The sequence below is a fragment of the Streptomyces sp. NPDC002476 genome, assembly GCF_042889785.1.
In the GTDB taxonomy this organism is placed as follows: domain Bacteria; phylum Actinomycetota; class Actinomycetes; order Streptomycetales; family Streptomycetaceae; genus Streptomyces.
Genome location: NZ_JBIARH010000023.1, coordinates 34,957 through 58,499, shown reverse-complemented (window position 1 = coordinate 58,499; position 23,543 = coordinate 34,957). Strand labels below are relative to the sequence as shown.

Sequence of the window (23,543 nt, the reverse complement as noted above, 5' to 3'; positions counted from 1 at the left end):
TCAGGCCGATCCCTGGACCGGACCTTTCCGGCCCCGGTTTCGGTCCCTGCTGCGCCCGTTTCGGTCCCTGTTCCGGCCCGTGAGTTCGCCCCGGTGGCCGTGCGGGACCCCCTGGAGGACGCGATCGACGCTGCCCGTCAGGGCCTCGCCGGGGAATAGCCGCCACGCTGGTGCGGCGCACACTGGAGGTATGGGTAAGCGCGACCAGGACGTCGCCGGACCGGTGCTGCCGCCGCTGAGCGCGGCACGGGCCGTGAGGTGACGGCTGGGCTGTGGGAAGCGCTGGAGGACGTCCGGCGTGCCGTGGGAGTTCTCGCGTCCCGGGTCCTGGCCGCACGCCGCCCGGGGTCCCTCCCGCTCACGGCCCGGTTCGAGGGCCCTGACTATGCTGATCAACGCGCGGGGTGTGCACGGCGGTTGCGCCACTCCGGTTGCTCTGGGAAGAAGGGGTGGGGGCGTGGCCAAGCCTGTGCGTGCGGCTCTCGGGGGCGTGTGGATCAAGTGCAGCTTCTGCCAAGGCGATCTGTTTCGGGACCGTGAGGTGAAACTCAACAGCACCGGCATGGAGTTCCTGAACTTCGGCTGGGCGAACGAGTCGGCGACCGGGCTGATCTGTTGGGACTGCGGCTACGTACAGCTGTTCGTGAACAGAGATCTCGAACTGTACAAAGTGAAGAAAGGCGGGGTGATGTAGGTCCCCCTGCAGGTGGTCGTGGATTGGTTCCCTGCACCTACCGACGAGTGGCCACGCCCCGGGTTTCTTCAGCACCGGCCTGATCCGCTCTCACGGGTGACACCGCATCACTGGTGCCTGTGCTGTAGAAGACGACGGCCTGCGCACCCACGTTCGGCTTGGAGTTCACCCCCTGACCCCAAAAGCATCGTTTGCACCGGGCCGGACAACTGCCCGGCCCGGTGCAGACGCCCAGCTAGGAGACACCACAGTGCAAAGCGATCACACCGATCCCCGGTCGTCGACGTCCTGGGCTGACCACGAAATCATGTGGTGCCTGACGTTCACCCACGGCCTGGCCCCGTCAGGGCTGCTCACCCGGTACGGCGCCCGGCCCGAGGAGGCACGCCTGCTGGACCCGCAGGAAGCCTACCGACTCGGCCAGCGAATCGGCCACGAAGGACTCGCGGCAACGGTCCTGCGCGTCGGCGCGATCGGCAACTGGTCGTTCTGCCTTGAGGAGTGGGGCTGGCTCGGCTCCATGACCACTCTGCTGACCCGGCTCTCCCAGGGCACCGAAACACTCAGCCTTCAGCAGGACGTCCGCGGCCGTCAGGCGTTCCAGTTCTGGCGTGACGGGCATCTGGCAGAACGATTCGAGCCGGGCATGCCCAGCACCCGGCCCGAACCACCTCACCCGTGGTGGGACGCTGTCGAACTCCGGCGAAGCGAAGCCGCAGAGGAATTCCCCGGCTGGCCCCCCGTGCTGCGGGCTGTGTCCGAGCACACAGGGGCGACACTCAGCAACGAGACGGTCAACAGCCCACTGCTGACCGTGCTGCTACAGGAAAACAGTCAGGGATACGGCCCGCCACAACCCGAGCCCGTGAGATCTCTCGGCTACGGAATACGCCTCACCCAAACCGACCCGCCACCGACCACATGAAATTGCCGGTCCGACCGCATGCGGAGTCCAATCATTTCTCGAACTCGGCGTCGCGCAGTAGGGCACATTGCCTGCGGCTTGGGCCAACTTCATGAGTGTGGTCGCGATGTCAGCCCGTACGGTGTCAAGGGGTTCCGGCCGCGGTGCGACGTCCGGGATCACTGAACCAGGAGATGTTCGGGAAGGTAAAGCCGTCGGTCGATCAGAGTCCTTCCCCGGCTGGGGGCGCAGGCGAGGAACACACGGCTGACCTGCGGTTCTCAATGCACCCCGCGATGCCGGTTGCCGCCCGGACGTGTCGATCGCGCCGGCCGTCATCGGGCGGAAGACCGCCGGCTACTCCTCCAGGGTGTGCGGGGGAACATGACGAAGCCCTTCCCACGGTGGAGGGAAGGGCTTCGTGTGCGAGCGCTGGGCAGGCCTTGCACCTGCATTTCCCCGCAGGAAGCGGGGCGTCTTTCCTTGGACCACCAACGCAACGTCAGCTGCCGTAAGTTGTGGCGAACCGTCAAGATCAACTGTACCGCATACCGGCCGAGCCCAGCCGACAAACGGACGGCATGCGGCGGGCGGCGAACGGTGGCTGTGATTCCGGCCTGGCGACGCCAACGGCGACTGCGGCAACCTCCGCGGCGGTGGCTGAGGGCAACGAGGTTGGCCCTGCGGGGCGTGCGAAGTGACCGTAGGGCCAACCAGAGCGCCGTCCTGTCAGGGCACTCACGCCCGACGGTACGGACAACAGCAGACCAACACCCGGCCGGCTACTCCAGTCGGGCCTGCGGCGGAACCGCCTTGGGCGGGCACGCACATGTGATGCGAGTAGCGGAGGGCCCGACCACTCTGTGTTCGTGATCCTGGCGCTCGCGACTTGGCGCAGCTGTCCGGACGGCGGGTCAGCGGAGACGCCGGGATCGTCATCCTGCGAACATTTATTTGCATTAGCTCCCCCGGGGAAACTTCACCGGCTGGCCCCGCCAGGTAGCTATCGATCCCCTCTATCGCGCGAGGCTGCCCGATTTTCTTAACTCGCTTGCTGCGCAAGGCCACTGACTATAGCTTTGCTCCGGTTGCAACAGCCAACGCTGTTGTGTAGGGCTTACGCGTGCCCGGCCATAGCACAGCACGTTGCTCGGGGGAGCCAGACAGACCTCTCACTTGCGGCTCCGCCGTGCTCCGGGCCAGCAAAATAGGGGGAATCAATGACGATCACACGTCAGCGGGTCGCGGCAGTCATCGGAACGGCAGGCATCACAGCCGCTCTCGTGACCGGCGCCGCACCTGCCCAGGCACAGCCCACCGCCCAAGCACTGAGCGCCGATTGCGACAGAGCCGTCCAGTCCGCTGCCGCGCGCGGCGAACGCACCGCCACATGCACCCAGGTGACCCAGACGACGGCCCCCTCGTCCACCGCGAAGGCAGCGGCCGCCGGGCTGACCTGCAAGTCCGGCTACCTCACCTATGACCGGCACAAAGCGTGCTCGGTGAGCAGCCTGCGGTTTGACATCATCGAGGTGCCCAGCGGCAAGCTGCTGGGCACGATGAACATCCGGGTCACGCAGCGCACGTCTCTGGCGGCCAGGGACTCGCGGACCTGGAAGCACACCATCGGTCTCTACCCGACCAGCGCCAGCGGCGCGGCGCGGGGTGTGGTCGCAAGCCTGAAGCTGAACTGCGGGAAGTCCGCGAAGACCAAGTGCGTGGTGACTTCCGCGCCTGGGGCCAAGGGGCTTTCGGTGAAGAAGGAGACGAGCTTCCCGTTCGCTCTGAAGTCGCCCGGGTCGAAGACGCTCAAGCACAGGGAGGCGCCCGTCGTCACGCTGAAGGCGGCCGTGGGTTCACCCGCCACCGGCAGTCTCGCGCAGGCCGCCACCGTGCGCTGCGACTCCGTCAAGGGCATCACGACCAAGGCGGGCGGCTGTGTCCACCCCGGAGCCGTTCCTGTCTTCGCGATGTCCCGCGGCGACAAGAACGTCAAGGAAGCGGCGCAGCATGTCTGGGACGCGCAGCGGAAGCTGAAGGGGCATCCGGGGCAGCCCGGTGTGGGCAAGCCGTTGCACCGGACCACTGACAAGAAGCTGATCGAGAAGAACCGTTCGAAGGCGTGCCCGAAGAGCCTGCCCCGTCCGGCGGGGAAGAGCTGTGACGAGTACCCGTTCGCGTCGACGAAGGAGGGCGGGGCCTCCGGTGTTTTCAGCCGCAGGATGATCAACGAGAAGCACAACAGCACGGCCGGGGGATCCAAGTACCTGCTCAAGGCGTACAAGGACAATAGGATCCTGAACGGTGACGCCTTCTGGGTCGCCATCTCCTGACACCGAGGAGGAACCCGGTATGCCGGAAGGACGCAGGGTCGCCCGTGTGTGGGTGTATGCCCGTCAGTTCTACGTCGTCGACCCCGAACTGGGCACCGATCAGGCACCGGACATCTCCGATGCGGGCAACGGGCTGGTCGCTGTGGCGGAGGACGGGGCCGGCATCCTGACGGGGCTGACCGTCGGTCCGGTTGAGGTCACCGTCACCACACACCAGTCCGAGCCGCCGCTTGAGGGGGACTGGGACGAGGTGGTGGAGACGTCCTTCACCTCCAGTACCGGCTCGGCCCTGGTCACCTCGTGGGAGGACGGCGAGGTGGAGGATCTGCCGGACCTCGCCTCCGCCGGCCCGGGAAGCTACCGCATGCGTGTCCACGCCCGCGGCCGCGATGCCGGGCGGGCCGAGGACAGCCTCGGCCCGGACGACGACCCGGTCGAGGCGTACCTGCTTCAGACATGGCCTGCCCCGACAGCCGACGAGCAAGTCATCCGCCAGACCGACCAGGTCGGCACCGAATGGCGTCAGCTCTAGGAGCGCAAGAGCAGCCGGGCCGCCGCCTCACAGGCGGCGGCCCGGACTCTGAAGAAGCTCGCCACGGCCTGCTCGGACACAGTCGTGAAGTACGACGTCGCGCCGTAGCAGCAGCTGCGCGCCTGAGCAAGACAGCATCACCGCCTTCAGACGTTCACCTATTCCGTCGACAAAAGTCGGCAACCGCGGCGGGCACCGTGCCACGGTACGCGGCCGCTGTTGCCCGCTTCAGTACCTCCTGGCCGTTCCCATTCCCGGCGCCAGCCCCGGCGGAACGGTCGAAACAGCACGGCACCTACTCGCGTCGCGCGAGTTCCTCGGGGTGGGCTGGCACCGGATTGCGTGCGGCTGGCTGCTGCGGCTCCGCAGGTCAGGGCGGTTGTCAGTGTCGTCCTCTACAGTCGGCGGCGACCTGGCACTGGTGAGCAGAAGGGAGGGAGGGTTTCGTGCGGTCCGAGGTGCTGCGAGCGTTCCGGTTCACGCTGGACCCGACCTCCGCCCAGGAAGAAGTGCTGCTTCGTCATGTCGGCGCGGCGCGGGGGGCGTTCAACCACGCGCTCGGCATGAAGGTGGCCGCGCACCAGCAGTGGCGGCAGCAGGTCCAGGCCCTCGTCGACACCGGCACCACCGAGGGTCGGGAAAATCCGTCCGGGTCCTGGACCTCACCCCGTAAACCCAGACCAGCAGCAGGCCACGCGGGCAGCGCGCGGGACCGATGTTTTGCGCTGGGCACGGCCAATCCGCGCCCGCCTAAGGGCTGTCCCGTGCTGCGCCAGGCCAGGTGAACTCTCGCGCTATTCCGCTCGGTTTCAGCGGGAGCGCCAGTCGGTGAATACCTGTGCGGCGTCGGCTTCAACGACGTCCCGCAGGTCCTCGTCGTCGTCCGGGGCGTCCAGGCCGAGCGCGGTGAGGACGTGCCGGTAGTGCTGGTAGGCGAAGTGGGGGTCGCCCGCTGCCAGCAGGGATGACAGGAGTGGCTCGTCGTCGGCCGTGGATCGGTCGACCTGGACCAGTACCTGGACGCGTTCGCTGTTGTTCAGGGAGGGCAGCGCGGAGCCGAGCTGGTGCTCCAGCCGGCTCCAGCTGGTCGATGTCCGTTCCCTGGCCGCCTTCTTCAGGGCTCCCCGGACAGCCGCCGCAGTGGGCACGAGATGCGCCGGCAGCGTGGCAGGGCCCGTGATGATGTCCGGCTGCGGCTGCGGCTGCGTGGGCGTGGTTTTGGGCGCGTCCGGCTCTTCTGCGGGGACGGCGACCTTTTCTGCCCATTCCTTCACTTTGTTCTGCTCAGCCGGGGACAGAATGTCTCCGGCCTCCTTCGCCGCAACCACGAGCTCCTCGACAAGCTCCTGCAGTTGTTCAGTGGACAGCGCCTCACGGCGTAGACGGCCGGTGATGCTCTGAACCCGCCCTCGCGCCTTGTTGCGCGCTTTGCGACCCAGGGCCTGCGTCACGGGCTGATTTTCCCGCTCCTGAGCCTCTGCCTCGCGACGCGTCCGCCGCTCCTCACGCGCTGCCGCTCGGCGCGCTCTGCGCTCCTCCTCGGCTGTGCTTGGCGCGCTTCTTGCGTCCGGGCCTCTGCCGCACGCAATTCTTTTGCCGCACGCCGTTCCCGGGCAGCACGACGAAGCGCTTCTTCGAGGAACGCGTCGGCTGCCTGGAGAGTTGCGGCCTCTTGCGGTGTGGCCGCCGCGTCGCCCAGAAGATGCTTTCTGACCTGGGGAATCAGCGTTGAGACGTTGCGGTCATGTCCGTACCGGATGGCTTCGTCAAGTCGGTTGAAGAGCCGTCGGCGGGCCCGGTCCTGCTGGTGGATCCAGTCGTTCGCGTGGTCGATCGCGCGTTGCAAGTGTTCGAGGGCCTGTCCCTCGCAGCGAGGTAACTGGAGCCGTGCTGTGTCCCGCAGCTGGCGGGCGGCGTCGGTCTCCTGCTTGTGCACGGCGTGGTAAATGAGCCGGGTCAGGGCGCCGATCTGCACCGGCCCCTCAGTCTTCTCGGTGCGCGGCTGCGGCACCGGGGTCTGGGCTTTGGCGGCGCGTGTGGCCTCGAGGCATGTGACAACGGGGGTGATGAGCCGGCCGTGCTCGTCGACGGTGCAGTCCGCCAGCTCGAAGTCCCAGTCGGTGCCCACATGCGGGAGCTCGGTGCCGAGCATCATGACCCGCTGGTTGCCCTCGCTGACGAACTTGACCCGGTGGACGTAGCCCCGGCGCGCCAGCGTGCGGTGGTCGATGGGGACGCCGGGACCCAGGATGATGTCGCCTGCCTCCGTGGCGTCCCAGTCGGGCGGCGTGATGGGGTCCATGTGCAGCAGCAGCGTGTGCCCGTCCAGTTCGATCTCCACGAGGGAGCCGACCGGGGCGTCGTCCTGGTCGATGTAGCGGTAGCGCGGGGTGTGTCCCTGGCCGCGCAGCCACGCCTGGGTGGCCGTCCGTACGTACAGGTGGTCCGCGCTCGCGACGTCCCGGGAGCGGCGCCCGCATTCGGGCAGCAGCCCGTCGGGGTCGGGGAAGTGAGCAAAGTGGCTGACGCGGACGTTGCCCCGCCGCGTCAGGAGCTGGCCGCCGCACCCGCCCAGCAGGACCCCGCACCAGAACGTCGTCTCGGAGAAATCCTCGCGGAACTCGTCGAGCTCGTCGGCATCCGTCGGGCAGACCACCGGATCATCGGACTCGGGATCCTCCAGAACGGCCGTCTGGATCTGCCGGTTGTCAACGCCCATCGCCAGCCCCTTCGCCAGCACAGCCCGCCTCTCCCGCCCGCACGAGAGCGTCCCGCGGACGCGAGAAGAGGTAGATCGCTATCAGCTGTTCAGCCTATCGAGCGTCACGGAGAGTCGCGCCGGAATGCGGGAAACGTAGTCAACGCGACGGACCGCCTCCGCCGTTCGCCCTGGCCGCCGACGTCTGCGCTGCTCGGCTCCTCCCTTGTTGTGGGCGGAATCAGTTGGCGGGCCGGAAGAATGAACTCAGCCTGGCAGCTGGCCCGAGCTCCTGGTTCAGGCCGTGATGGTGGGGTTCGCGCCATCCTTCGTCAAGATCCAGCGGGCCCGTGCGGCTGTCGCAATACTCGTTTCGCCCGCCTCCGGAATGCAGGGGAGGGCTCGGAGTGAGGGGGGCCGGTGGGCGAAGCGCGGACGGAACACGAGGTGCACCAGGAGCACCAGAAGCTGGTACGTGCTCTGGCCGATCAGCACGCTCTTACCGACGTTCAGGGCCACGACGAGGGTGTTCCGGACGAGGCGTTCGACATCCTGATGGAGCGCGCGCAGGCGCTGATGGCGTACGAGAAGCAGATGCCGGCCCTGCTGGCCGAACCACAACGCCTGCGTAGCCAGAAGGTCATCTTCTGGTCCTGGCGGGCCCAGAGCGCGGTGGCGATCGCTCTGATCCTCGTCTTCCGCCTGCTGGGGTACTCGGACTGGTGGTACGCCCTGGTCGTGCCGCACCTGGTGGGCACCTTCTGCGGCTGGCAGCTCGAAGCGACCGTGAAAAACCATCTCGCCCGCCGCAACGCGTCCATCGCTCTGCACGCGGTGGGGGCGCTGCTCGTCCTGGTCGCCCTGGGCGTCCTGTCGCCCTGGTTCATCGTCGCCTTCCTGATCGGCTGGGCCTTCGTGGGCACAGTTGTCGCGGACGGACAGGAGGCGGGGAAGTGAGCGACGCTCTGGACTCCCAGTTCCGGGACACCGACCGGCGGGTCCGCAACATCGACCTACAGGTAAGCGGTCTCGACAGCCGGCTGGACGATCTGGAGGGCGAGCACGAGCGGTTGAAGTCCCGGTTCGGCTATACCGAGGACCTGGACCACGAGCTGCGTTCCCTTCGCGACGACATCTCCGGCCTAGAGACCACGACCGAGGAAGTCGACGGCCGGGTCGACGAGCTCGATGACCGCGTCAACACCGCGGAGCGGATGGTGAAGAGGCTCACCCAGCACGTGCGGCTGCTGGAAGGCCAGATCATGGCTGTCGGGAACGTCCCTCCCGCGGACCTGGACACCTTCACCAAGGACCAGCGCGCCCTGGCCGCCACGATGGAGTCCGGGTGGGACGCCGCCGACGTCCTGCTCACCAGCACCCTCCGCACCCATCACCAGAACCGGGTGCAACGCTTCCACGACGCCCAGGCCCGGCACCAGGCGACCCGGGAGGAAGCCGTCGCCCTGGTCGGCACGCTGCTCAACACCCCCTACAACACCCAGCCCCATGCCAAGGCCGCCACCAAGTTACGCTCCGTCATCGCGCGCGAGGCGACCGAGCACCAGGGCCTTGCCCGGCAGGCTTCCGAGGCCCGCACGTCCACCGCGGCCCTCGCCGCGGACCGGGCGGCCACCGCCGACAAACAGCCGGCCATCTCCGCCGGCCAGCGTGCGGAGCAACGGCTGACCCTGGCGCTACGCAGCACTCTGGCCGACGCCGTCAGCAACCGCCTGCTCCTGCCCGCGTGGTTCGCCACCATCCTCGGACCGGCCCCACCAGCACGAGACACCGAACGCTGGCTCGAGTGCGCGACCCGCGTCCTGCTCTACCGCCTCACCTACCACGTCGATGACCAGGTCCTCGCCCTCGGCCCCTGCCCCGACCCCGAAGACGAGCACCAACATCAGTGGTGGGAGGAACTGACCACCGAGCTCCGCTCCTGGTAACCGCACTTCCAGCAGACGCCTGCGTCGGGCCGGACGTACCCTGCGAGCCCATGACAACTACCGCGATGCGACCGTATGAGCCAACCCTTGCACGGCCAACAGGGAGATCCTGGATGGGGTGTGGCAGCTGGCTGACATGCCGAGAGCGACGTGCGGGAGACGGTCAGGCGGCGGGCTGCCGGCCCTGGTTGTCGAGGTGGCAGCGGGCGGTCAGGCGTCAGGGTCGACTTCGGGGTGCGTGAATCGCACGGGCTTGCCCAGCGACCGGGCGTAGGCGATTTCGGCTCGGGTGCTGTCTCCGATGTAGTCGCCGACTACGAGCACCTCATCAGCGAGCCGGATCTTCGCTCGGTGCAGATCGTCGAGTCGAACCTTCAGCGCCTCGGCCTCGGCAGGATCGGCCCAAAGTTCGTGCGGCGACTTCATGTCAATGGCCGGTTTGACGACAATCTTTCCGGCTTTGGTCTCCCGCAGATCGGCCTCGGTCATCTCGGTCATGAAGCGGGTGGAGCCGCAGATCACGACGATATGCGGGAGGCTCAACAGCTTCTTTGCGTCGGCGAGCTTCTCCTCGGGGGTGAGCAGTTGCGGGTATGACACTGGATTCTCCTGGTGGTGTGGTCCAAGGGGTGCCCGCGGAGACGAGAACGAGGGTATCTAGGTGGCATCAGTGCCTGCCTGAACCTCAAAACCTGTCGCGGCCCTTGCCGCGCAGCAGGTCGGCGCCCCGGATCGGCGGGGCGCCGGCCTTTGCTCCCTGTGACAGCTTGCAGGTTCAGATGGCGGCCCGCTTCTCCTGGTCCCGGAGATGCGGGCTGGCAAGCGGCCCATGAAGGCGGATCTGTGTGAGTCGGGTTCGCTGGGACAGGATGCGGACGTCGTGATGCTCCTGTACCGCGACGACGCGTACGAAACGCGCGGTGAGCCTCTACCTCGCCGAGGTCCGCGTTCCCCGCCCAAAGCTGCTGCCCCGGCTGGCCGCGGCCCTCGACGTCGCCCCGTCCGACCTGTGCACCGCCGAGCACGAACGTCTGGTCCACCTTCGGGTGTTCACCGGCCGCAGCCGCGCCCAGATGGCGAACGCCCCCGGCGTGGCCGAGGAACGATCTGAGATCTCTACCGAACCTGGGGCGGTTCAAGGCAGTGGCCCGCTGTTTCCGTTCCTCTGCGGTCGTCGTCCAGCTGGTTTAAATTTTCCATCTCGGACAAAAGCGACCGGAAGAATTGGGGTGTAGGCGGCCGATCTGCGAGCTGCCGGTATGACGTGACGTCGGAAGCCTTGGCAGGCCCTCAGGGAGGCGTACAGCCGCGCGTCAACTTTCCTGAGTAGCGCGAGGGTAAGTAAGCTCCCCTCATGTTGCCCTCAGACGAGCAAGCAGACAGGCAGAAGGTTACCTTCAAGCTGCCAGCTTCCCTGAAAGCCGATCTCAAGATCCGCGCGGCAGAACTCCGCGTGGACATCCAAGACACTGTTGCCGAAGCAATGAACGAGTGGAAGGCCACCCCGCACGGGGAGGTTCCACAGGTCGACACAGCGGGGGCACCGCCGTTCGCGACCTGGCTCATGGAACCGAGCATCTCGCAGTTCAAGTCGGAGTGCAGCGAGAGAGGGATTCCCTACGTTCAGGGGCTCGCCCAGGCCGTGACTCTCTGGCTGGCCACACACCCTTCACCGCGCTATCAACCGCTGGAACGCACCACCCGCCGTCTCATCATCTGTAACCAGAAGGGGGGCGTGGGGAAGACTGCGGTCACGGCCGGTCTTGGAGGTGCTTTTGCTGAGGATGCCGAACTCGCCCGTCTTGCCGGCGGTGCGTTTCCCGGCGCCGCGGAACTTGCCCGGCTGACCGCGCTGCTGACGGATCAAGGGCCAGAGACCGGCACGTCCGCACCGGCCGACGCAGACAATTCGTACGAGGCCCCGGAGTTGCGGGTGCTGCTTGTGGACTACGACCCACAGGGCCATCTGGCCAAACAGCTTGGCGTCAAGCAGCTCCCCGCGAATGGTCCCAGCCTGGCGAAGTTCATGTCGCGGCAGGTCACTGGCGACATCCATGACCTCGTCGTCCCCGTGGACGATGAGCGCTTTGGTGGCCGGCTGGACCTCTTGCCTTCCTGCCAGGACGCATTCCTGCTGGACGTCATGATCTCGGCCGCCCGTAACCGGCAAGCCACCCTTGAGCACGCCCTCGAACCTCTTGAGGCTTACTACGACGTCATCATCATCGACTGCCCGCCGAGCCTGGGCATGGCGATGGATGCCGCCATCTACTACGGCCGAGAGCGGGACGGTGAGCGGGAAGGGGAGTCCGGGATCCTCATCGTGGTGCAGGCAGAAGACTCGTCAGCCGACGCCTACACCATGCTCGTCGAGCAGATCGACGACGGCGTGATCGACTGGCGGATCACGGCGACGTACCTCGGGCTCGTGGTCAACCTTTACGACGCCCGCGATGGGCACGTCGTCACCAGCTCACTCGACGAGTGGTACGCCCTGGAAGAACCCCGCGTCATAGGAGTCATCCCCCGGCGCAAGGAGCAGCGGGAGGCCGCGCGGGCGCGTCGGCCGCTACTCGCTTACGACCCGTCCTGTGCCCAGTCACGCGTCATGCGTCAGATCGTCAAGGAGATCTCGTCTTGAGTTCCGACCGTCGAAAGTCCGCGGCCGAACGAACCGGACCCAGTGCAGCATTCGGCTCCGCCCGAGCCCCTCGGAGCACTCGCGGACAGATCATTGACTCCGTAGTAGGCGCTCCTCCGGCCTCTGTTGCGCCTGACCTCGTCGCCGAGAACCCGGCGAACCCCCGCCGCGAGTTCGACGAGGAGTACCTGAACAGCCTGGCTCGGAATATGAGGGAGGTCGGGCAGATTCAGACGGCTACCGTCATGACTCGCCTGGCGTTCCTCGTCGCGCATCCCGAGCACCAGGACGCTGTTCCTGCCGAGCACGAGTACGTCGTCATCGACGGGCATTGCCGACTCAGGGCGGCGCGCGAGGCCGGCATCGACCTGCGGATCACAGTTGATGACTCGTCGGCAGGCACCCGGGAGGATCTTCTTGCTGCAGCGCTCAGTGCGAACCACTTCCGCAAGGACCTGACGCCGATCGAGGAGGCCGAAGCCATTGAAGCCCTGGTGGCATTCCACGGCAGTGCTGCCGCAGTCGTAACAGTCCTGGGTGGAGCGGTCAACGACTCTTGGATCTCTACTCGGCGCGCGCTCCTCAAGCTGCCAGAACCGATCCAGCAGCGCGTCGCAGATAAGGAGGTACCTATCGCGATCGCGCGTAAGGCCGGCACTCTTCCTCGCGAGGAGCAGACCGCCTACGTGGAAACCAAGATGGCGGAGCGCGAGGCTGAACGGGCGCGGAAGCCAAGGCCAGTCAGGGGTCGGGCCGCTGCTGCGATCAAGAAGGTCCAATCCCAGCCTTCCGCAGCCGCAGCGGCTCCTTCGGAAACGTTGAATCCGTCTGGGCGGGCCTCGAGTACCGCAGCGGCAACACAGCAGGGCGTTCCGGAACCGCGTGTTGAGTCACGGGCCTCCGACAAATCTGATGTTCCGGTCGATTGGACGAAGCCCGATGCCGTCATCGCTGTCATCCTGGAGCGCTGTCCAGCAGACGCGGTACAGAAGATTGTCCAAGGCCTGCTCGACGCTTGCTGAGGGCCCGCAGTTTTACCGCGTAAAAGTCTGGTCCGCAGGGTGGTCAGCAGCAGGTGACTTTTACGCGGTAAAACTCGCCCTCCAGTTGAGGTGCAACGTCCGTGCTGTTGAGTACGGCCCAGGCAGGCGCCCGGCGCGGGTGCAGCAGCTGATTCAGGCAGCGGCCGAGGCCGGCGGTCTCGGGCCGCGCCAGGAAGCCCAGATCGCTGCGTGGAAGGCGCGCGCGGGCCTCAACAAGCCGGCCCCGGTCCAGACCGCCGCGCCGCGCGCGTCGGTTGAGCAGCCGCGTCGGCGCCCGCAGCTGCACAAGCAGGTCGCGCGGCGGCACTGGATGAAGACGAGCTGTCCACGGTGCCGGGTGGGCAGCGGCCAGGAGTGCGTCGTCGACGACGGGAGCCGCAGTCGTCAGGTGCGGCACGTGCCCCATGACGAGCGGCTGCAGCCGATCATCGACGAACGCAGGGAACGACAGAGGAACCAGCCGAAGCCGCCGCCCCCGTGGCGGGTGTATGAGGTGACCTGTCCTGACTGCGGCCAGGGCGCTGACGCCCGGTGCACGACGCCGGGCGGCCCGCACCGCTCACGCGTCGAACAGGCCAAGGAGTTCACCCGACTTCGAAAGCCCCGGCCCGAGTCTGACGCAGAGGCGTGACCTGACGAAGGCAATCCGCCCGGCCGTCCGGTCCTCCTCTGGACACACCTGGATGATGCCCAGGGGGTGCTCGGAGAGGCTGCCGATCTCGCAGCAGGCAAGGAAGACCGCGGCCTCCAGCTGTGCCTGCTCCGGGTGCCGAGCCGCGGGAATGGTGAGCGGCTGGTCGGTGTCCGGGAGGAGTGCACGGAGTGCTTGGTGGGGCTCGCCGGTGCAGCGGCGGCGGTCTTCGGTGACGGCCAGGGCGGCCTGAGGCATCGTGGTTGCTGTTCCGCGCCACACCGGCCCCCGGCGGCGAGCGCTTTGCTGAGGTGGTCCAACAGGTGTCGTGCGGATGGTGATGCTTCTGGCCGGTCCTCGGCGAAAGAGTGCGGGAGCGTTTTCCATCGCGCGGCCGGGCGTTCACGAGCCCAGGCACATCGAAGCCCGCAGTGAGGCGGCGGTGCAAGGCGCCACAGCCGCCGTGACCCCAATGGGTGAGGGGCGGCCACATGACGCTGCGCCCGCCGTTTCCATTGGAAACGGCGGGCGACGTGCAGCAGCTCCACTACAGGTGAGCCAGCCGCTCGCGTACGGGGCCGGCGAGCTCGGCGTAGAAGTCAGTGCGGTCCTGGGCCTGGAGGATCTGGGCGCACACGGTCAGTAGGCCGGTCCGCGCCTCGGGCCGGTCCAGGACGGGGGCGAGCTCGGTCCGGATGCGGGCGGCCGTGGCGGGGGCCAGCAGTGCGTACAGGTACAGGGTGGCGGCGTCGTAGCCGTACGGGGCGCGGCCCCAGCCTTCCCAGTCCAGGATGTGCGGGCCGCGGGTGATGTTGCCGTAGTGGAGGTCGCCGTGGGCGGTGCTCCAGGTGATGGCGGCGTCGGCCTGGTGGCCGGTGAACTGAGGGATGACGCGGCGCAGGTACTCCTCGCGTACGGCTTCACGGTCCGCGGGCAGCGGGACGTCGGCGAGGGCGTCCAGGGCGGCGGCCATCTCCTTCCACCACGTTTCGGGCAGGGCCGGGTCCTCGTCGAGGACGGGGCGCGGGGAGACCATCGGGTCGGGGGCGAGGGCGTAGAGCTCGGCCCGGTAGGCGTAGCCGTCGGTGGTCCAGTCCCGGATGCGGAACAGGTCGGGGCGCGGCACCGATGCGGGGAGGGCGCGGGAGGTGGATGGGCCGTTCCACAGCGTGCCGCCCTCGGTGCCGGCCTCGGCGCAGACCACACGCAGCCAGTGCGGGCCCGCTGCGCTGGAGAGGGTCCGGCCCCGGTACCCCCACACCCGGCGGCCGGTGGCTCGCAGGCCGAACTGATCGGCGGCGTGCTGCTGGGCAGCCAGCATCCGGTCGGCGGTGGCGGGGGTGGGGGTCTCGAACATGGGCGGGTCCTACCTCGGCTGGGAGACGGCTGCCGCGTCCTTGGATACCAGCTCGGTGGCCAGGGCTGCGACCTGTTCCACGGTGAGACCGGAGCGCTCGGCCAGCTCCCCGAAGGGCAGGCGAGCGCCGGAGACCAGAGCCTCCAGCACGGGGCGCACGGAGGGGTGGAGCTCCCATTCGTGTCCGGCGGCGCGCAGTACGACGGCCTCGTCGGCTCCCTCCAGCGCGGCCCGGGCGGTGGTGAGGGCCAGGACCAGCCCCGGATCCGCGGGGACGTCGCCGATGTACGGGAGGGAGGGGGCCGGACGGCCGGGGTCGCGGGCGTCCAGGGAGGCGGCGAACTCCGAGACGACGTGGGGGTGGAGCGCCTCGGATACCTCCTTGCGCAGCTGCTCGGCGTACGCGGTGCGCTCGGCCGAGCCAGCCACCATGGGCACGTTCGCGCGCAGGGTGGGGGAGTGGAGGAGCTGGCCGGCGAGCCACACCAGGAGGTGGTGCCCGGTCGCCGGGGTCAGGCCGCATGTCAGGTGCAGGGACCGGCCCTCGGTGGCGACCACCGCGTGCCACCAGCCCCTTGGCACGTACAGCATGTCCCCGGCCTGCAGGATCACTTCGGCCAGCGGCGGCCCTTCGGGCTTCTCGGGCGCCTCCACGTCCAGGCGTAGCGGATCCGTGCGGGTGGCCCCGTACAGGTTCCAGCGCTTCGCACCTTCGAGCTGGAAAATCACCGTGTCGTGGTCGTCCCAGTGGATCCCGAAAGCCTCGGTCGGGTGCCAGGAGGCGTACAGGTTGGCCTGGACGTCGGTACGGAAGTGCCGCTCCAGCGCCTCGGCCAGGACCTGGACGCCGGGGTGGAGCTTGTCGACGGCGTCCAGGACCAAGGAGGCGCCGGCGCTGATCTGCCGGTGAAGGCCGGAGGGTTCGACCCGGTGCCGGACCTCGGTGCGCTTGGTGACCGAGGTGTGCAGGTACTCGTACGGCGGGACCTGCGTGCCGTCGTTGAAAAGGCGCAGCCGCGGAGCGTCGAGGCGGTGGCGGGCGACCAGGTCGTTCAGGTCGTCCCACGTGAACAGGCCCCTCAGATCGGCGGCCTGTGACCAGTGCTGGTACGAGCGGCCGAAAGCCCCGGCGAGGAAGTCCCCGCCGAGGCTCCGGACCGCCGCATCAATCGCGGAGGTCATGGTCGGCGATCAGTCGTTGCCGTCGCCCTTGCCGGTGCCCCCGCCGTCGGGGGTCCGGGTCGCGGCTCCCTTGATGGAGCGGCTGGAGAGGATCAGACCGTTCATGACGTACTCCTTCGTGTCGGATGGAGCGTGGAGGCGCCCGTCGCCCCCAGGCGAGGCGGGCGCCAGTACGGGGCCGGCTGGGAGGGGGGGCCCCTGGAGGCGTTGTTCCGGCCGGTTCCGTTCGACCATTGAAGGTCTGGGGAAGAGCACAGGGGAGGGCCGCTGCGGGGGGCCGATTCCCGCTGCGGGGTGCCGCGTTGGGGGGCCAGGATGGTCTTTCGACACCTGGACAGGGGAGGCCCCGGCATGGTGAGCCCGGACGGAATCGGCGAGTTGCTCCGCACCATCAGGGAGAGGGCGGACCGGACCCGCGAGCAGCAGGCCAAGCGCATGACGGCCGCCGGCCTGGTGTGCACGGTCGAGAACCTGAAGAGGTGGGAGACCGAGCGCCGCTTACCGACTCCGGTCTGGCGTTCGGCGATCCGCGCCGTCTACTGCCTGACCGACGAGCAGCTGGACCAGGCCCTGGAGAACACCCGCAGATACCGCAGGCAGCAGAGGATGGAGGACGACGACGTGAAGCGACGCAAGCTGTTCACCCTGGCGGCGGCCACGGCGGGGTTCGCCGTGCTGCCTGGCATCGCGCAGGCCCGGGAGGGCATCGACACCGGCCTCGCCGGGGACGGTGCCGGGGATCTCGCCTACCTGGAGGGAGCGTTCGAGCGGCACCGGGGCGGCTACAACGGGCGGGCGCCCGATGCCGTCCTCGGGGAGATGCGTGAGGACCTGGCGCTCCTCGCCGCCGTCCTGCGCCGGCCCCACCCTGCGAAGGAACGCACCGACCTGGCGCGCACGGCTGCCGGGATCTCCGGCCTGGTGGCGATCGTCCAGCACGACCGTGGCGACCAGGCCGATGCACACCGCTGGTTCGCCACTGCGGCGAAGGCGGCCAGAGAGTCCGGGGACCGGAGGATGACTGCCTGGGTCCTGGGCCGTCACGCCATGGTCGGCCTGAACTACGGCGCCCCAGGGCAGGCCGCTCGCATCGCTGCGCGGGCCCGCCGGGAGGCCGGGGCCCGCCCGTCCGGCGCGGCCGCGCTCGCGGCCGCCGTCAACGCCCGTGCCCTGGCAGCCGTGGGCGACCTGCCCGGCGCCCGCCGCGCAGTGGACGACGTTCGCACCCTGGCCGAGCAGTTGGACGGCCCCGAGTCGGCGGACACCTGGTTCGGCTACCCGGCCCAGAAGCACCACGTCCACCTATCTCAGGCGTACACGCTGCTCGGCGACACCCGCGCCGCGTACCGGGCGCAGGACGACGCCCTGGCCCTGACGACCTCGCCGTCGGTGATGACCCGCGCCCTGATCGCCATGGATACCGCCGCGTGTCTGCGGGTCGACGGAGATCCGGGCGAGGCCGCCGCGATGGCGGCCGCCGTCTACGACAGACTGCCGCCCGCCTACCGGACCGGCCTGGTGCACTCCCGCGCCCAACTGCTCCACCGGCACCTGGACGGTGCCCCGCGCCGGCTACTCGGTGATGCCCTCGCCTGAGAGCCGCGGTGCAAAGGCGCGGCCGCCGGTGGCCCCGCTCGTGCTGCCCACGCCCCGTCCGGCCGTCGCCGCCCCGGCCCCGGAGGTCGCGGACGTCGACGACGACCAGGAGCTGGTCCTCGAGGACCTGACGCGCGAGCAGGTGCTGGACTGGCGCAACCGCGCCGCCGACCACCAGATCGTCCACGACCACATCGCCCGTTACGGCGAGCACTCCGCGCAGCGCCTGTTCACCCGGGCGTTCGTCGCGACCGTGCAGCGCCTCGCGGGCCTCGGTCACCTGGACCTCGGCTACACCCCGTGGGGGCAGGCATGAGCGGCAGCGAGACGTCCGGGCTCGACCTGGCCCGGGTCGCGTTGCGGACCGCGATGGAAGCGGCACGCGCCAACGGCGGTCCTCGGCCGCGCGGACTCGGAGGCGAGATCGGCCCCCGGCCTGCAGTGCTCCGCGAGCCCCCCGGCTCCGTGACCTTGCCGCGTGCGGCGCGTTAGGCAGGCCGACACGTGCAACGCCCGCCCCGGTCGGGCACGTGTGACGGCCCTCGACTCCCGCCCGGCGTCAGGGCCGTCGTCACGCCGGAGCTCGTCAACAGACGCACGATCATCTCACCCCGGCCACGGCCTCACTGACGGCTCGGGCTCGCTGTCGTCTCCCGGTACCGAGCCCGCGCCGGGGCCCGGCCGCTGTGCGGGCTCCTGGGCGCCCGGGCCTATTCGCTGGCCCGCTCGACTGTCGTGGTGAACGGTGCCTCGTCGGCCGGTGGCATCTTCTCCCAGGGGCCGGTGACACGCCATCCACCCCGCGCCAGGGCCCGTGCCGAGGTCGAGGCCGCCCGGCGGATGGAGCAGGAAGCATGACGAGCTCGCAGCCGCTGCCACGCGTGGTGGCGCACCCGCAGGTGCCAATGGACCACACGGCCGCTGCCAGCCTGGGCAGGGCCGAGTCTGGCAATCGCTGCAGGCTCGCCGCCTCCGGATAGAGTGCGGTTCCAGAGTCCTGGGGCCACACAGCAGATGGGTTAGGAATATGGCAAAGCACCGGCTTTCCAAGAGAGGCCGTTACATAGCGCTGGCGACCACGGGGGTCGCGGTCGTCGTCGGTGCCGGGGTTGCGGCGCAGACTTCGATGGCCGCGACGGTGTGGCCGGCTCAGAAGACGTACACGGGCCGGGCGTTCGACGCCTGCGCGGCGCCCTCGCTCAGCGCGATGAAGGCGTGGAAGAAGGATGGCTACTACAGCGGTGTCGCCGTCTACATTGGCGGCAAGAACCGCGGCTGCGCCCAGGCCAACCTGACGAAGTCCTGGGTGAAGTCGGTCGACACGCTCGGCTGGCGGGTCATCCCTCTGTACGTCGGCGCCCAGCCGCCGTGTCAGCAGAGCGGTAACAAGGACAGGTTCACCGCCGCCACCGCGACCTCGGTCGGTGCCGCCAACGCAAACGACGCGGTCGCCAAGGCGGCTGCGCTCGGGATGAAGCCCGGCAGTCCGATCTACCTCAACATGGAGTCGTACGACATCACGAACAACGCGTGCAACGACGCCACGCTCACCTACGTAAGGTCCTTCACCAAAACCCTGCGTGCCAAGACCTACCGCGCCGGTCTCTACGGCTTCAGCAGCTCCAGCGCCAAGGCTATCGCCACCGCCAAGGACCGCACGGACCTGCCGGGCAACCTCTGGTACGCCCTGTGGAATGGCCAGGAGACCACCACCAAGGACTGGCCGTGGGACCCGAAGCTGTACACCGACCACAGCCGCGGCCATCAGTACAAGGCCAACAGCAAGGAAACCCGCGGCGGCTACACCATCAACGTCGACCGCAACACCTGGGACGCTCCCGTCGCCATCATCGGCTGACCTGAGAGCACAGATAGTGCGTAAGGGGAATATTTAGCATCCCGGAACGTGCAACAAGGGCCGACTTGTGCTTGCGATCACCGTGTTCGGTGTCACCGCGTTTCTGTCGGGGTGCTGGCTGATGCCCGCTCTGGCGATGTACATGGAGTCGTACGACCTCGACCCCAGCGCCCCGCAGCCGCACGGGCAGGCCCAGCTCGCCTGGCTCACGGTCTGCGCCCTCGCCTCCATCGGGATCGCCTGGCTGCTCAGGATTCCCCGGAAGCCCCGTATGCGGCTGGTCGCCCGATGGGATCATCGTCCTGCGTGCCGTCGGCACCACGGTGCTCCTCGCCATCTTTGAGTTTGGTCAGTGACGTGTAGGCGCCGAGGAGCGTCCAGGGCCTGGGTGCGGGCCGCTGGAGGGGATCCTCGGCCAACCACTCCGGCCATGGTCGCTCATCGACCATGGCCGACGGAATACCGAGCACGTCCCTTCGGTGGCGGACAGGGTGATCAAGCTGCGCCAAGGTCGATGAGGGTTGGGACGGCCGTAGTGGCGCCGTTACGGGAGGCTTGCAGGGAGGCGTGGGCGGCGAGGACGGCCTGCAGGCCGTCGTGGAGGGTGGGACCTGTCCCCGAGTGGTGGACACCTCTGATCCCGGCCCCGCCAGGGGTCGGGTAGGAGGCATCTTTTATGGTGATGAAGGTCTACTCGCCCGAGTTCAAGGCGGACGCTGTCGCGCTGTACCTGTCGGATCCGAGCCACACCTTCGAGGGCATCGGCAAGGATCTGGGGATCAGCAGAGAGACGCTGCGTAACTGGGTGCGGGCCGAACGGGCCCGCCGCGGCGGGGGCAGCACGACGAGCACGAGCACGGAGAAGAACACGGTGGATTCCCCGCCGACGGCCGAGGAGCTTCAGGCCGAGAACGAGGCCCTGCGCTGGGAGCTGGCGGCAGCCCGCAAGGAGATGCACAAGCTCGCCACCGAACGGGACATTCTCCGCAAGGCAACGAAGTTTTTCGCACAAGAGATGACCTGGTGACCAACCGCTGCCAGTTCATCGAGGACCACCACCGCGCCTGGGGCGTGAAGCGGTTGTGCGCCGTGCCGGAGGTGGCCCGCTCCAGCTTCTACAAGTGGAGGGCCGGCCGTGAGGCCCGCGCCGCACGCAAACGGGCGGATGCCGCTCTCGCCGAGCGGATCAGGGCCGTCCATGCCGAGTGGGACGGCACCTACGGCCGGCCCCGGATCACCGCCGAGCTGAGCGGCGACGGCGAGCGCGTGAACCACAAGCGCGTCGGACGGGTCATGCGCAAGTACGGCATCGCCGGGCTGCGGCTGCGAAAGCGCCAGGTCACCACCGTGCCCGAACCGTCCGCCACACCGGTGTCCGACCTGCTGGGGCGCGACTTCACCGCGAGCGCCCCGAACACCAAGTACGTCGGCGACATCACCTACCTGCCGGTGGGCGACGGCGAGTTTCTGTATCTGGCGACGGTGATCGACTGCTTCTCACGCCGTCTGGTGGGCTGGTCGATCGCCGACCACATGCGCACCTCGCTGGTCACCGACGCGCTCCAGGCAGCCGCCCGGGCCCGCGGCAGCCTGGCCGGCGCCGTCTTCCACAGCGATCACGGAGCGCAATACACCTCCCGCGAATTCACCGACATCTGCACCGAGTTGGGCATCAGACAGTCCATGGGCGCGGTCGGCACGAGCGCGGACAACGCACTCGCCGAGTCATTCAACGCGGCCCTCAAACGCGAGACGCTCCGCGGTGCCCGCCGCTACGACGGAGCCCGCGCCTGCCGCCTGGCCGTCTTCCGCTGGACCACCCGCTACAACACCCGCCGCAGGCACTCACGCCTCGGACAGCAGGCACCGATCACTTACGAACAACAGTCAGCTACCCTGACACTTGCCGCATAACGACACGAACAGGTGTCCACCCTCCGGGGACAAGGCCCGAGTTGGCTGCGGTCCGGTGTGATCTGGAGGACTTCGCGGCGGAGATGTTCGAGCCGTTCGCGCGGGCGGATCAGCGGCGGTGGGGCGGGGTCTATCTGCGGGGCCTGCTGCTGGATGGCGGGCGCAAGTCGGTGGAGCCGATGGCCGCCCGCCTGGGCGAAGACGGGAACCGGCAGGCCCTGGCCCACTTCGTCACTTCCAGCCCCTGGGATGCGGCGCATGTGCGGGCCCGTCTGGCCTGGCGCATGCAGCCGGTCGTCAAGCCCACCGCGTTGATCATCGATGACACAGGTTTCCTCAAGGACGGGGATGTCGTCGGCGTGCGTGACCCGGCAGTACACGGGCACCGCGGGCAAGGTCACCAACTGCCAGGCCGGAGTCTCGCTGCACCTGGCTTCCAACGGCGCCTCCGCGGCCGTGAACTGGCGTCTGTTCCTGCCCGGGAGCTGGGATCCCGCCTCGCCCAAGGCCGACCGGGCCAAGGTAGCCCGCCGTGACAAGTGCGCCATCCCCGCCCAGGTGGGCCATGTCGAGAAGTGGCAGCTGGCCCTCGACATGATCGACGAAACGCGGTCCTGGGGCATCGAGGTGCCCCAGGTCATCGCCGACGGCGGCTACGGGGACACCGCAGCCTTCCGGCTCGGCCTGGAAGAACGCAGCCTTGAGTACGTGGTGGGCATCTCGACCACGACCACCGCGCAACCTGAAGACGCACAGCCCTGCACCCCGGCCTACTCCGGCCGCGGCCCACGGCCGGTTCCTGCCTACCCCGAGGCGGCCCAGCGGGTGAAGAGCCTGGTCGTCGCGGCCGGTAAGAACACCGCTCGGCCGGTGCAGTGGAGGGAGGGATCGCGGCCGGGCAGCGGCCGCAGCGGGTACAAGCGCATGTACTCGCGCTTCGTGGCCCTGCGGGTTCGGCCCGCCGGACGTGAGATCCGCAAGGCCACGGCCGGCACCGAGCTTCCGGTCCGCTGGCTGCTGGCCGAATGGCCCGCCGACCAGGACGAGCCCGTGCAGTTCTGGCTCTCCAACCTGCCCGAGACCACGCCGTTGCCCGTCCTCGTGCGCACCGCGAAGCTCCGCTGGCGCATCGAGAACGACTACCGCGAGATGAAACAGACCCTGGGCCTGGCCCACTTCGAAGGCCGAACCTGGCCAGGCTGGCACCACCACGTCACCCTCGTCTCGGTCGCCCACGCCTTCTGCACCCTTCAGCGACTGACCCGATCCCCAAAAGAGACGGCGTCGGCCTGAGCCTCTACCGAGTCCTCCGCGAGCTGCAGATACTCATCGCGACCTGGACCGGCGCCTGCCCCACCTGTCACCGCGACATGCCAGACCCCGCACCAACATGACCAAGCCCTACTAGTAGTGGCTAGATGACGCTGCCGGTCCAGTGCTTGACCGGTGCCTTGATGCCGATGCCGGTACTTGTGAAAGTGAACAAGGAGTCAATCCGGCGGCCGTCGGCAGAGGTTCCGGCGCGGTAGAGGACGCCGATGTCGTACTTGCCGTCCTTGTTGTAGTCGCCGGACGTCAGCCCGCTCGTGTTCCAGTTGAATGAGCCGGTGCTGGTCCAGACTTCACGAGGAGCGGCGAGGTCGGTGCCGTTGCTGGTGAAGAGCGACGTGACGGCCTTTCCATCGACTGCCGTGCCTCGGTCGTAGAGGACCGCGATGTCGTCCTTGCCGTCTCCGTTGAAGTCGCCGGAGGTCACCTTCGAGGCGTCCCAGTTGAACGAGCCCGACTGGCAGCCGGTCCGCCCCTGGTAGAGGATCGCGTTCACGATCTCCCGCATGTCGTAGGCGCCCTGGTGGCCGCTGACCGAGCGATGCCGGTCCTTCCACGCCGAGTCCTGCTTGGGCTCGGCGCCGCGCCCAGCAAGATGGAGGCCGAGTGCGGCCGGGACACCGCCGCCGTCGGCGGAACCGTGCTTGACCATCCCCCCACTCGCAGGCAAAGTCGCTGCGACTCGGTTCGACGAGGAGACACGGACCATACACCTGCGCCCTGTCTCCCGGCTTGCCGCACTCAACTCTTCCTGCACCAACCGCGTCGGGGGCCCCGCCCGGGGGGGGCCCACCACCGGGGGGCTGGTTGTGGGGGCTGGATTGGCCCGCACACCACGGACAACACCGGGAGTGCATGAACCCCCGGAATAATATAATTAAATAG

General features: G+C 68.4%; 22 protein-coding genes and 4 pseudogenes. 17 read left to right on the top strand and 9 right to left on the bottom strand.

Annotation, left to right across the window (positions count from 1 at the left end; all coding sequences use genetic code 11):
- Window positions 1-457: 457 nt before the first annotated feature.
- The 5 genes from ACFYXM_RS24215 (at window position 458) to ACFYXM_RS24195 (ending at window position 5,248) form a co-directional block, all read left to right on the top strand.
- Window positions 458-694, top strand: a complete 237-nt coding sequence (locus ACFYXM_RS24215; protein WP_389292266.1) for a hypothetical protein — start codon at window positions 458-460, stop codon at window positions 692-694.
- 307 nt (window positions 695-1,001) lie between these two features.
- Window positions 1,002-1,619 (top strand): DUF6461 domain-containing protein, encoded by a 618-nt coding sequence (locus ACFYXM_RS24210; RefSeq protein WP_389292264.1) that lies wholly within the window; start codon window positions 1,002-1,004, stop codon window positions 1,617-1,619.
- Between the two features lie 1,199 nt (window positions 1,620-2,818).
- Window positions 2,819-3,931: a NucA/NucB deoxyribonuclease domain-containing protein gene (locus ACFYXM_RS24205; RefSeq protein WP_389292262.1), complete on the top strand. Its 1,113-nt coding sequence runs from the start codon at window positions 2,819-2,821 to the stop codon at window positions 3,929-3,931.
- 19 nt (window positions 3,932-3,950) lie between these two features.
- Window positions 3,951-4,463: a hypothetical protein gene (locus ACFYXM_RS24200; protein ID WP_389292260.1), complete on the top strand. Its 513-nt coding sequence runs from the start codon at window positions 3,951-3,953 to the stop codon at window positions 4,461-4,463.
- A 446-nt stretch (window positions 4,464-4,909) separates the two neighbouring features.
- Entirely contained in the window at window positions 4,910-5,248 is a 339-nt protein-coding gene (locus tag ACFYXM_RS24195; protein ID WP_389292258.1) for a helix-turn-helix domain-containing protein, read from the top strand.
- Between the two features lie 24 nt (window positions 5,249-5,272).
- On the opposite strand, the gene ACFYXM_RS24190 is transcribed toward ACFYXM_RS24195, so the two are convergent.
- Entirely contained in the window at window positions 5,273-5,914 is a 642-nt protein-coding gene (locus tag ACFYXM_RS24190) for a hypothetical protein (protein ID WP_389292256.1), read from the bottom strand.
- On the bottom strand, window positions 5,911-7,182 hold the full coding sequence (locus ACFYXM_RS24185) for a hypothetical protein (protein WP_389292255.1): 1,272 nt from the start codon (window positions 7,180-7,182) through the stop codon (window positions 5,911-5,913). The genes ACFYXM_RS24190 and ACFYXM_RS24185 overlap by 4 nt, the downstream gene beginning before the upstream one ends.
- Before the next feature lie 399 nt (window positions 7,183-7,581).
- On the opposite strand from ACFYXM_RS24185, the gene ACFYXM_RS24180 reads away from it, so the two are divergent.
- Complete coding sequence (locus ACFYXM_RS24180) at window positions 7,582-8,118, top strand: hypothetical protein (protein ID WP_389292253.1); 537 nt, start codon at window positions 7,582-7,584, stop codon at window positions 8,116-8,118.
- Window positions 8,115-9,107 (top strand): hypothetical protein, encoded by a 993-nt coding sequence (locus tag ACFYXM_RS24175; protein ID WP_389292252.1) that lies wholly within the window; start codon window positions 8,115-8,117, stop codon window positions 9,105-9,107. Before ACFYXM_RS24180 ends, ACFYXM_RS24175 begins: the two co-directional genes overlap by 4 nt.
- Before the next feature lie 210 nt (window positions 9,108-9,317).
- On the opposite strand, the gene ACFYXM_RS24170 is transcribed toward ACFYXM_RS24175, so the two are convergent.
- Window positions 9,318-9,707 carry a hypothetical protein gene (locus ACFYXM_RS24170; RefSeq protein WP_389292250.1) on the bottom strand — a complete coding sequence of 130 codons (390 nt, stop codon included), beginning with the start codon at window positions 9,705-9,707 and terminating at the stop codon, window positions 9,318-9,320.
- Window positions 9,708-9,915: 208 nt separating this feature from the next.
- Here ACFYXM_RS24170 and ACFYXM_RS24165 point away from each other — a divergent pair.
- From ACFYXM_RS24165 to ACFYXM_RS24150, 4 genes and pseudogenes are all read left to right on the top strand, one after another.
- Window positions 9,916-10,011, top strand: a pseudogene (locus tag ACFYXM_RS24165) (DnaB-like helicase C-terminal domain-containing protein); the annotation flags it as partial.
- Between the two features lie 16 nt (window positions 10,012-10,027).
- Window positions 10,028-10,342 (top strand): hypothetical protein, encoded by a 315-nt coding sequence (locus ACFYXM_RS24160; protein ID WP_389292381.1) that lies wholly within the window; start codon window positions 10,028-10,030, stop codon window positions 10,340-10,342.
- 119 nt (window positions 10,343-10,461) lie between these two features.
- On the top strand, window positions 10,462-11,748 hold the full coding sequence (locus tag ACFYXM_RS24155) for a ParA family protein (RefSeq protein ID WP_389292248.1): 1,287 nt from the start codon (window positions 10,462-10,464) through the stop codon (window positions 11,746-11,748).
- Window positions 11,745-12,770 carry a ParB/RepB/Spo0J family partition protein gene (locus ACFYXM_RS24150; RefSeq protein ID WP_389292246.1) on the top strand — a complete coding sequence of 342 codons (1,026 nt, stop codon included), beginning with the start codon at window positions 11,745-11,747 and terminating at the stop codon, window positions 12,768-12,770. Before ACFYXM_RS24155 ends, ACFYXM_RS24150 begins: the two co-directional genes overlap by 4 nt.
- A gap of 43 nt (window positions 12,771-12,813) precedes the next feature.
- Here ACFYXM_RS24150 and ACFYXM_RS24145 read toward each other — a convergent pair whose 3' ends face one another.
- The 4 genes from ACFYXM_RS24145 to ACFYXM_RS24130 form a co-directional block, all read right to left on the bottom strand.
- Window positions 12,814-13,188: a hypothetical protein gene (locus ACFYXM_RS24145; RefSeq protein ID WP_389292245.1), complete on the bottom strand. Its 375-nt coding sequence runs from the start codon at window positions 13,186-13,188 to the stop codon at window positions 12,814-12,816.
- 162 nt (window positions 13,189-13,350) lie between these two features.
- The gene (locus tag ACFYXM_RS24140) at window positions 13,351-13,680 is read right to left on the bottom strand and encodes a hypothetical protein (RefSeq protein ID WP_389292243.1); all 330 of its coding nucleotides are present in this window, start codon (window positions 13,678-13,680) and stop codon (window positions 13,351-13,353) included.
- 289 nt (window positions 13,681-13,969) lie between these two features.
- Window positions 13,970-14,779: a hypothetical protein gene (locus tag ACFYXM_RS24135; protein WP_389292241.1), complete on the bottom strand. Its 810-nt coding sequence runs from the start codon at window positions 14,777-14,779 to the stop codon at window positions 13,970-13,972.
- Between the two features lie 9 nt (window positions 14,780-14,788).
- Window positions 14,789-15,961 carry a cupin domain-containing protein gene (locus tag ACFYXM_RS24130; protein ID WP_389292240.1) on the bottom strand — a complete coding sequence of 391 codons (1,173 nt, stop codon included), beginning with the start codon at window positions 15,959-15,961 and terminating at the stop codon, window positions 14,789-14,791.
- Between the two features lie 351 nt (window positions 15,962-16,312).
- Between ACFYXM_RS24130 and ACFYXM_RS24125 the strand changes: the two genes are divergently transcribed.
- The 6 genes and pseudogenes from ACFYXM_RS24125 to ACFYXM_RS24100 all read left to right on the top strand — a co-directional run bounded on the left by ACFYXM_RS24125 (window position 16,313) and on the right by ACFYXM_RS24100 (window position 22,622).
- Window positions 16,313-17,557, top strand: coding sequence for a transcriptional regulator (locus ACFYXM_RS24125; protein ID WP_389292239.1), 1,245 nt, complete (start codon window positions 16,313-16,315; stop codon window positions 17,555-17,557).
- A gap of 28 nt (window positions 17,558-17,585) precedes the next feature.
- Entirely contained in the window at window positions 17,586-17,873 is a 288-nt protein-coding gene (locus tag ACFYXM_RS24120; RefSeq protein ID WP_389292237.1) for a hypothetical protein, read from the top strand.
- Window positions 17,874-18,584: 711 nt separating this feature from the next.
- Window positions 18,585-19,415, top strand: coding sequence for a glycoside hydrolase domain-containing protein (locus tag ACFYXM_RS24115; RefSeq protein WP_389292235.1), 831 nt, complete (start codon window positions 18,585-18,587; stop codon window positions 19,413-19,415).
- A 67-nt stretch (window positions 19,416-19,482) separates the two neighbouring features.
- On the top strand, window positions 19,483-19,758 hold the full coding sequence (locus ACFYXM_RS24110) for a hypothetical protein (protein ID WP_386610424.1): 276 nt from the start codon (window positions 19,483-19,485) through the stop codon (window positions 19,756-19,758).
- Between the two features lie 333 nt (window positions 19,759-20,091).
- Window positions 20,092-21,329 (top strand): IS3 family transposase gene (locus ACFYXM_RS24105; RefSeq protein ID WP_389292233.1). Its coding sequence is split into 2 segments (ribosomal slippage): window positions 20,092-20,416 and window positions 20,416-21,329, totalling 1,239 coding nucleotides; the frame shifts between segments, so codons are not numbered across the junction.
- Window positions 21,330-21,412: 83 nt separating this feature from the next.
- Window positions 21,413-22,622, top strand: a pseudogene (locus tag ACFYXM_RS24100) (IS701 family transposase).
- A gap of 121 nt (window positions 22,623-22,743) precedes the next feature.
- Here the strand turns inward: ACFYXM_RS24100 and ACFYXM_RS24095 are convergent.
- Together ACFYXM_RS24095 and ACFYXM_RS24090 are read right to left on the bottom strand one after the other, a co-directional pair.
- Window positions 22,744-23,088 (bottom strand): annotated as a pseudogene (locus ACFYXM_RS24095) (FG-GAP repeat domain-containing protein); the annotation flags it as partial.
- A 27-nt stretch (window positions 23,089-23,115) separates the two neighbouring features.
- Window positions 23,116-23,220 (bottom strand): annotated as a pseudogene (locus tag ACFYXM_RS24090) (IS5/IS1182 family transposase); the annotation flags it as partial.
- Window positions 23,221-23,543 lie beyond the last annotated feature (323 nt).

What these genes read in the sequence shown, in the direction of transcription:
- ACFYXM_RS24135 (WP_389292241.1), bottom strand. Translation starts at nt 14,779, where the DNA reads ATGTTCGAGACCCCCACCCCCGCCACCGCCGACCGGATGCTGGCTGCC.
- ACFYXM_RS24200 (WP_389292260.1), top strand. Translation starts at nt 3,951, where the DNA reads ATGCCGGAAGGACGCAGGGTCGCCCGTGTGTGGGTGTATGCCCGTCAG.
- ACFYXM_RS24115 (WP_389292235.1), top strand. Translation starts at nt 18,585, where the DNA reads ATGGCAAAGCACCGGCTTTCCAAGAGAGGCCGTTACATAGCGCTGGCG.
- ACFYXM_RS24205 (WP_389292262.1), top strand. Translation starts at nt 2,819, where the DNA reads ATGACGATCACACGTCAGCGGGTCGCGGCAGTCATCGGAACGGCAGGC.
- ACFYXM_RS24140 (WP_389292243.1), bottom strand. Translation starts at nt 13,680, where the DNA reads ATGCCTCAGGCCGCCCTGGCCGTCACCGAAGACCGCCGCCGCTGCACC.
- ACFYXM_RS24185 (WP_389292255.1), bottom strand. Translation starts at nt 7,182, where the DNA reads ATGGGCGTTGACAACCGGCAGATCCAGACGGCCGTTCTGGAGGATCCC.
- ACFYXM_RS24125 (WP_389292239.1), top strand. Translation starts at nt 16,313, where the DNA reads ATGGTGAGCCCGGACGGAATCGGCGAGTTGCTCCGCACCATCAGGGAG.
- ACFYXM_RS24155 (WP_389292248.1), top strand. Translation starts at nt 10,462, where the DNA reads ATGTTGCCCTCAGACGAGCAAGCAGACAGGCAGAAGGTTACCTTCAAG.
- ACFYXM_RS24130 (WP_389292240.1), bottom strand. Translation starts at nt 15,961, where the DNA reads ATGACCTCCGCGATTGATGCGGCGGTCCGGAGCCTCGGCGGGGACTTC.
- ACFYXM_RS24210 (WP_389292264.1), top strand. Translation starts at nt 1,002, where the DNA reads ATGTGGTGCCTGACGTTCACCCACGGCCTGGCCCCGTCAGGGCTGCTC.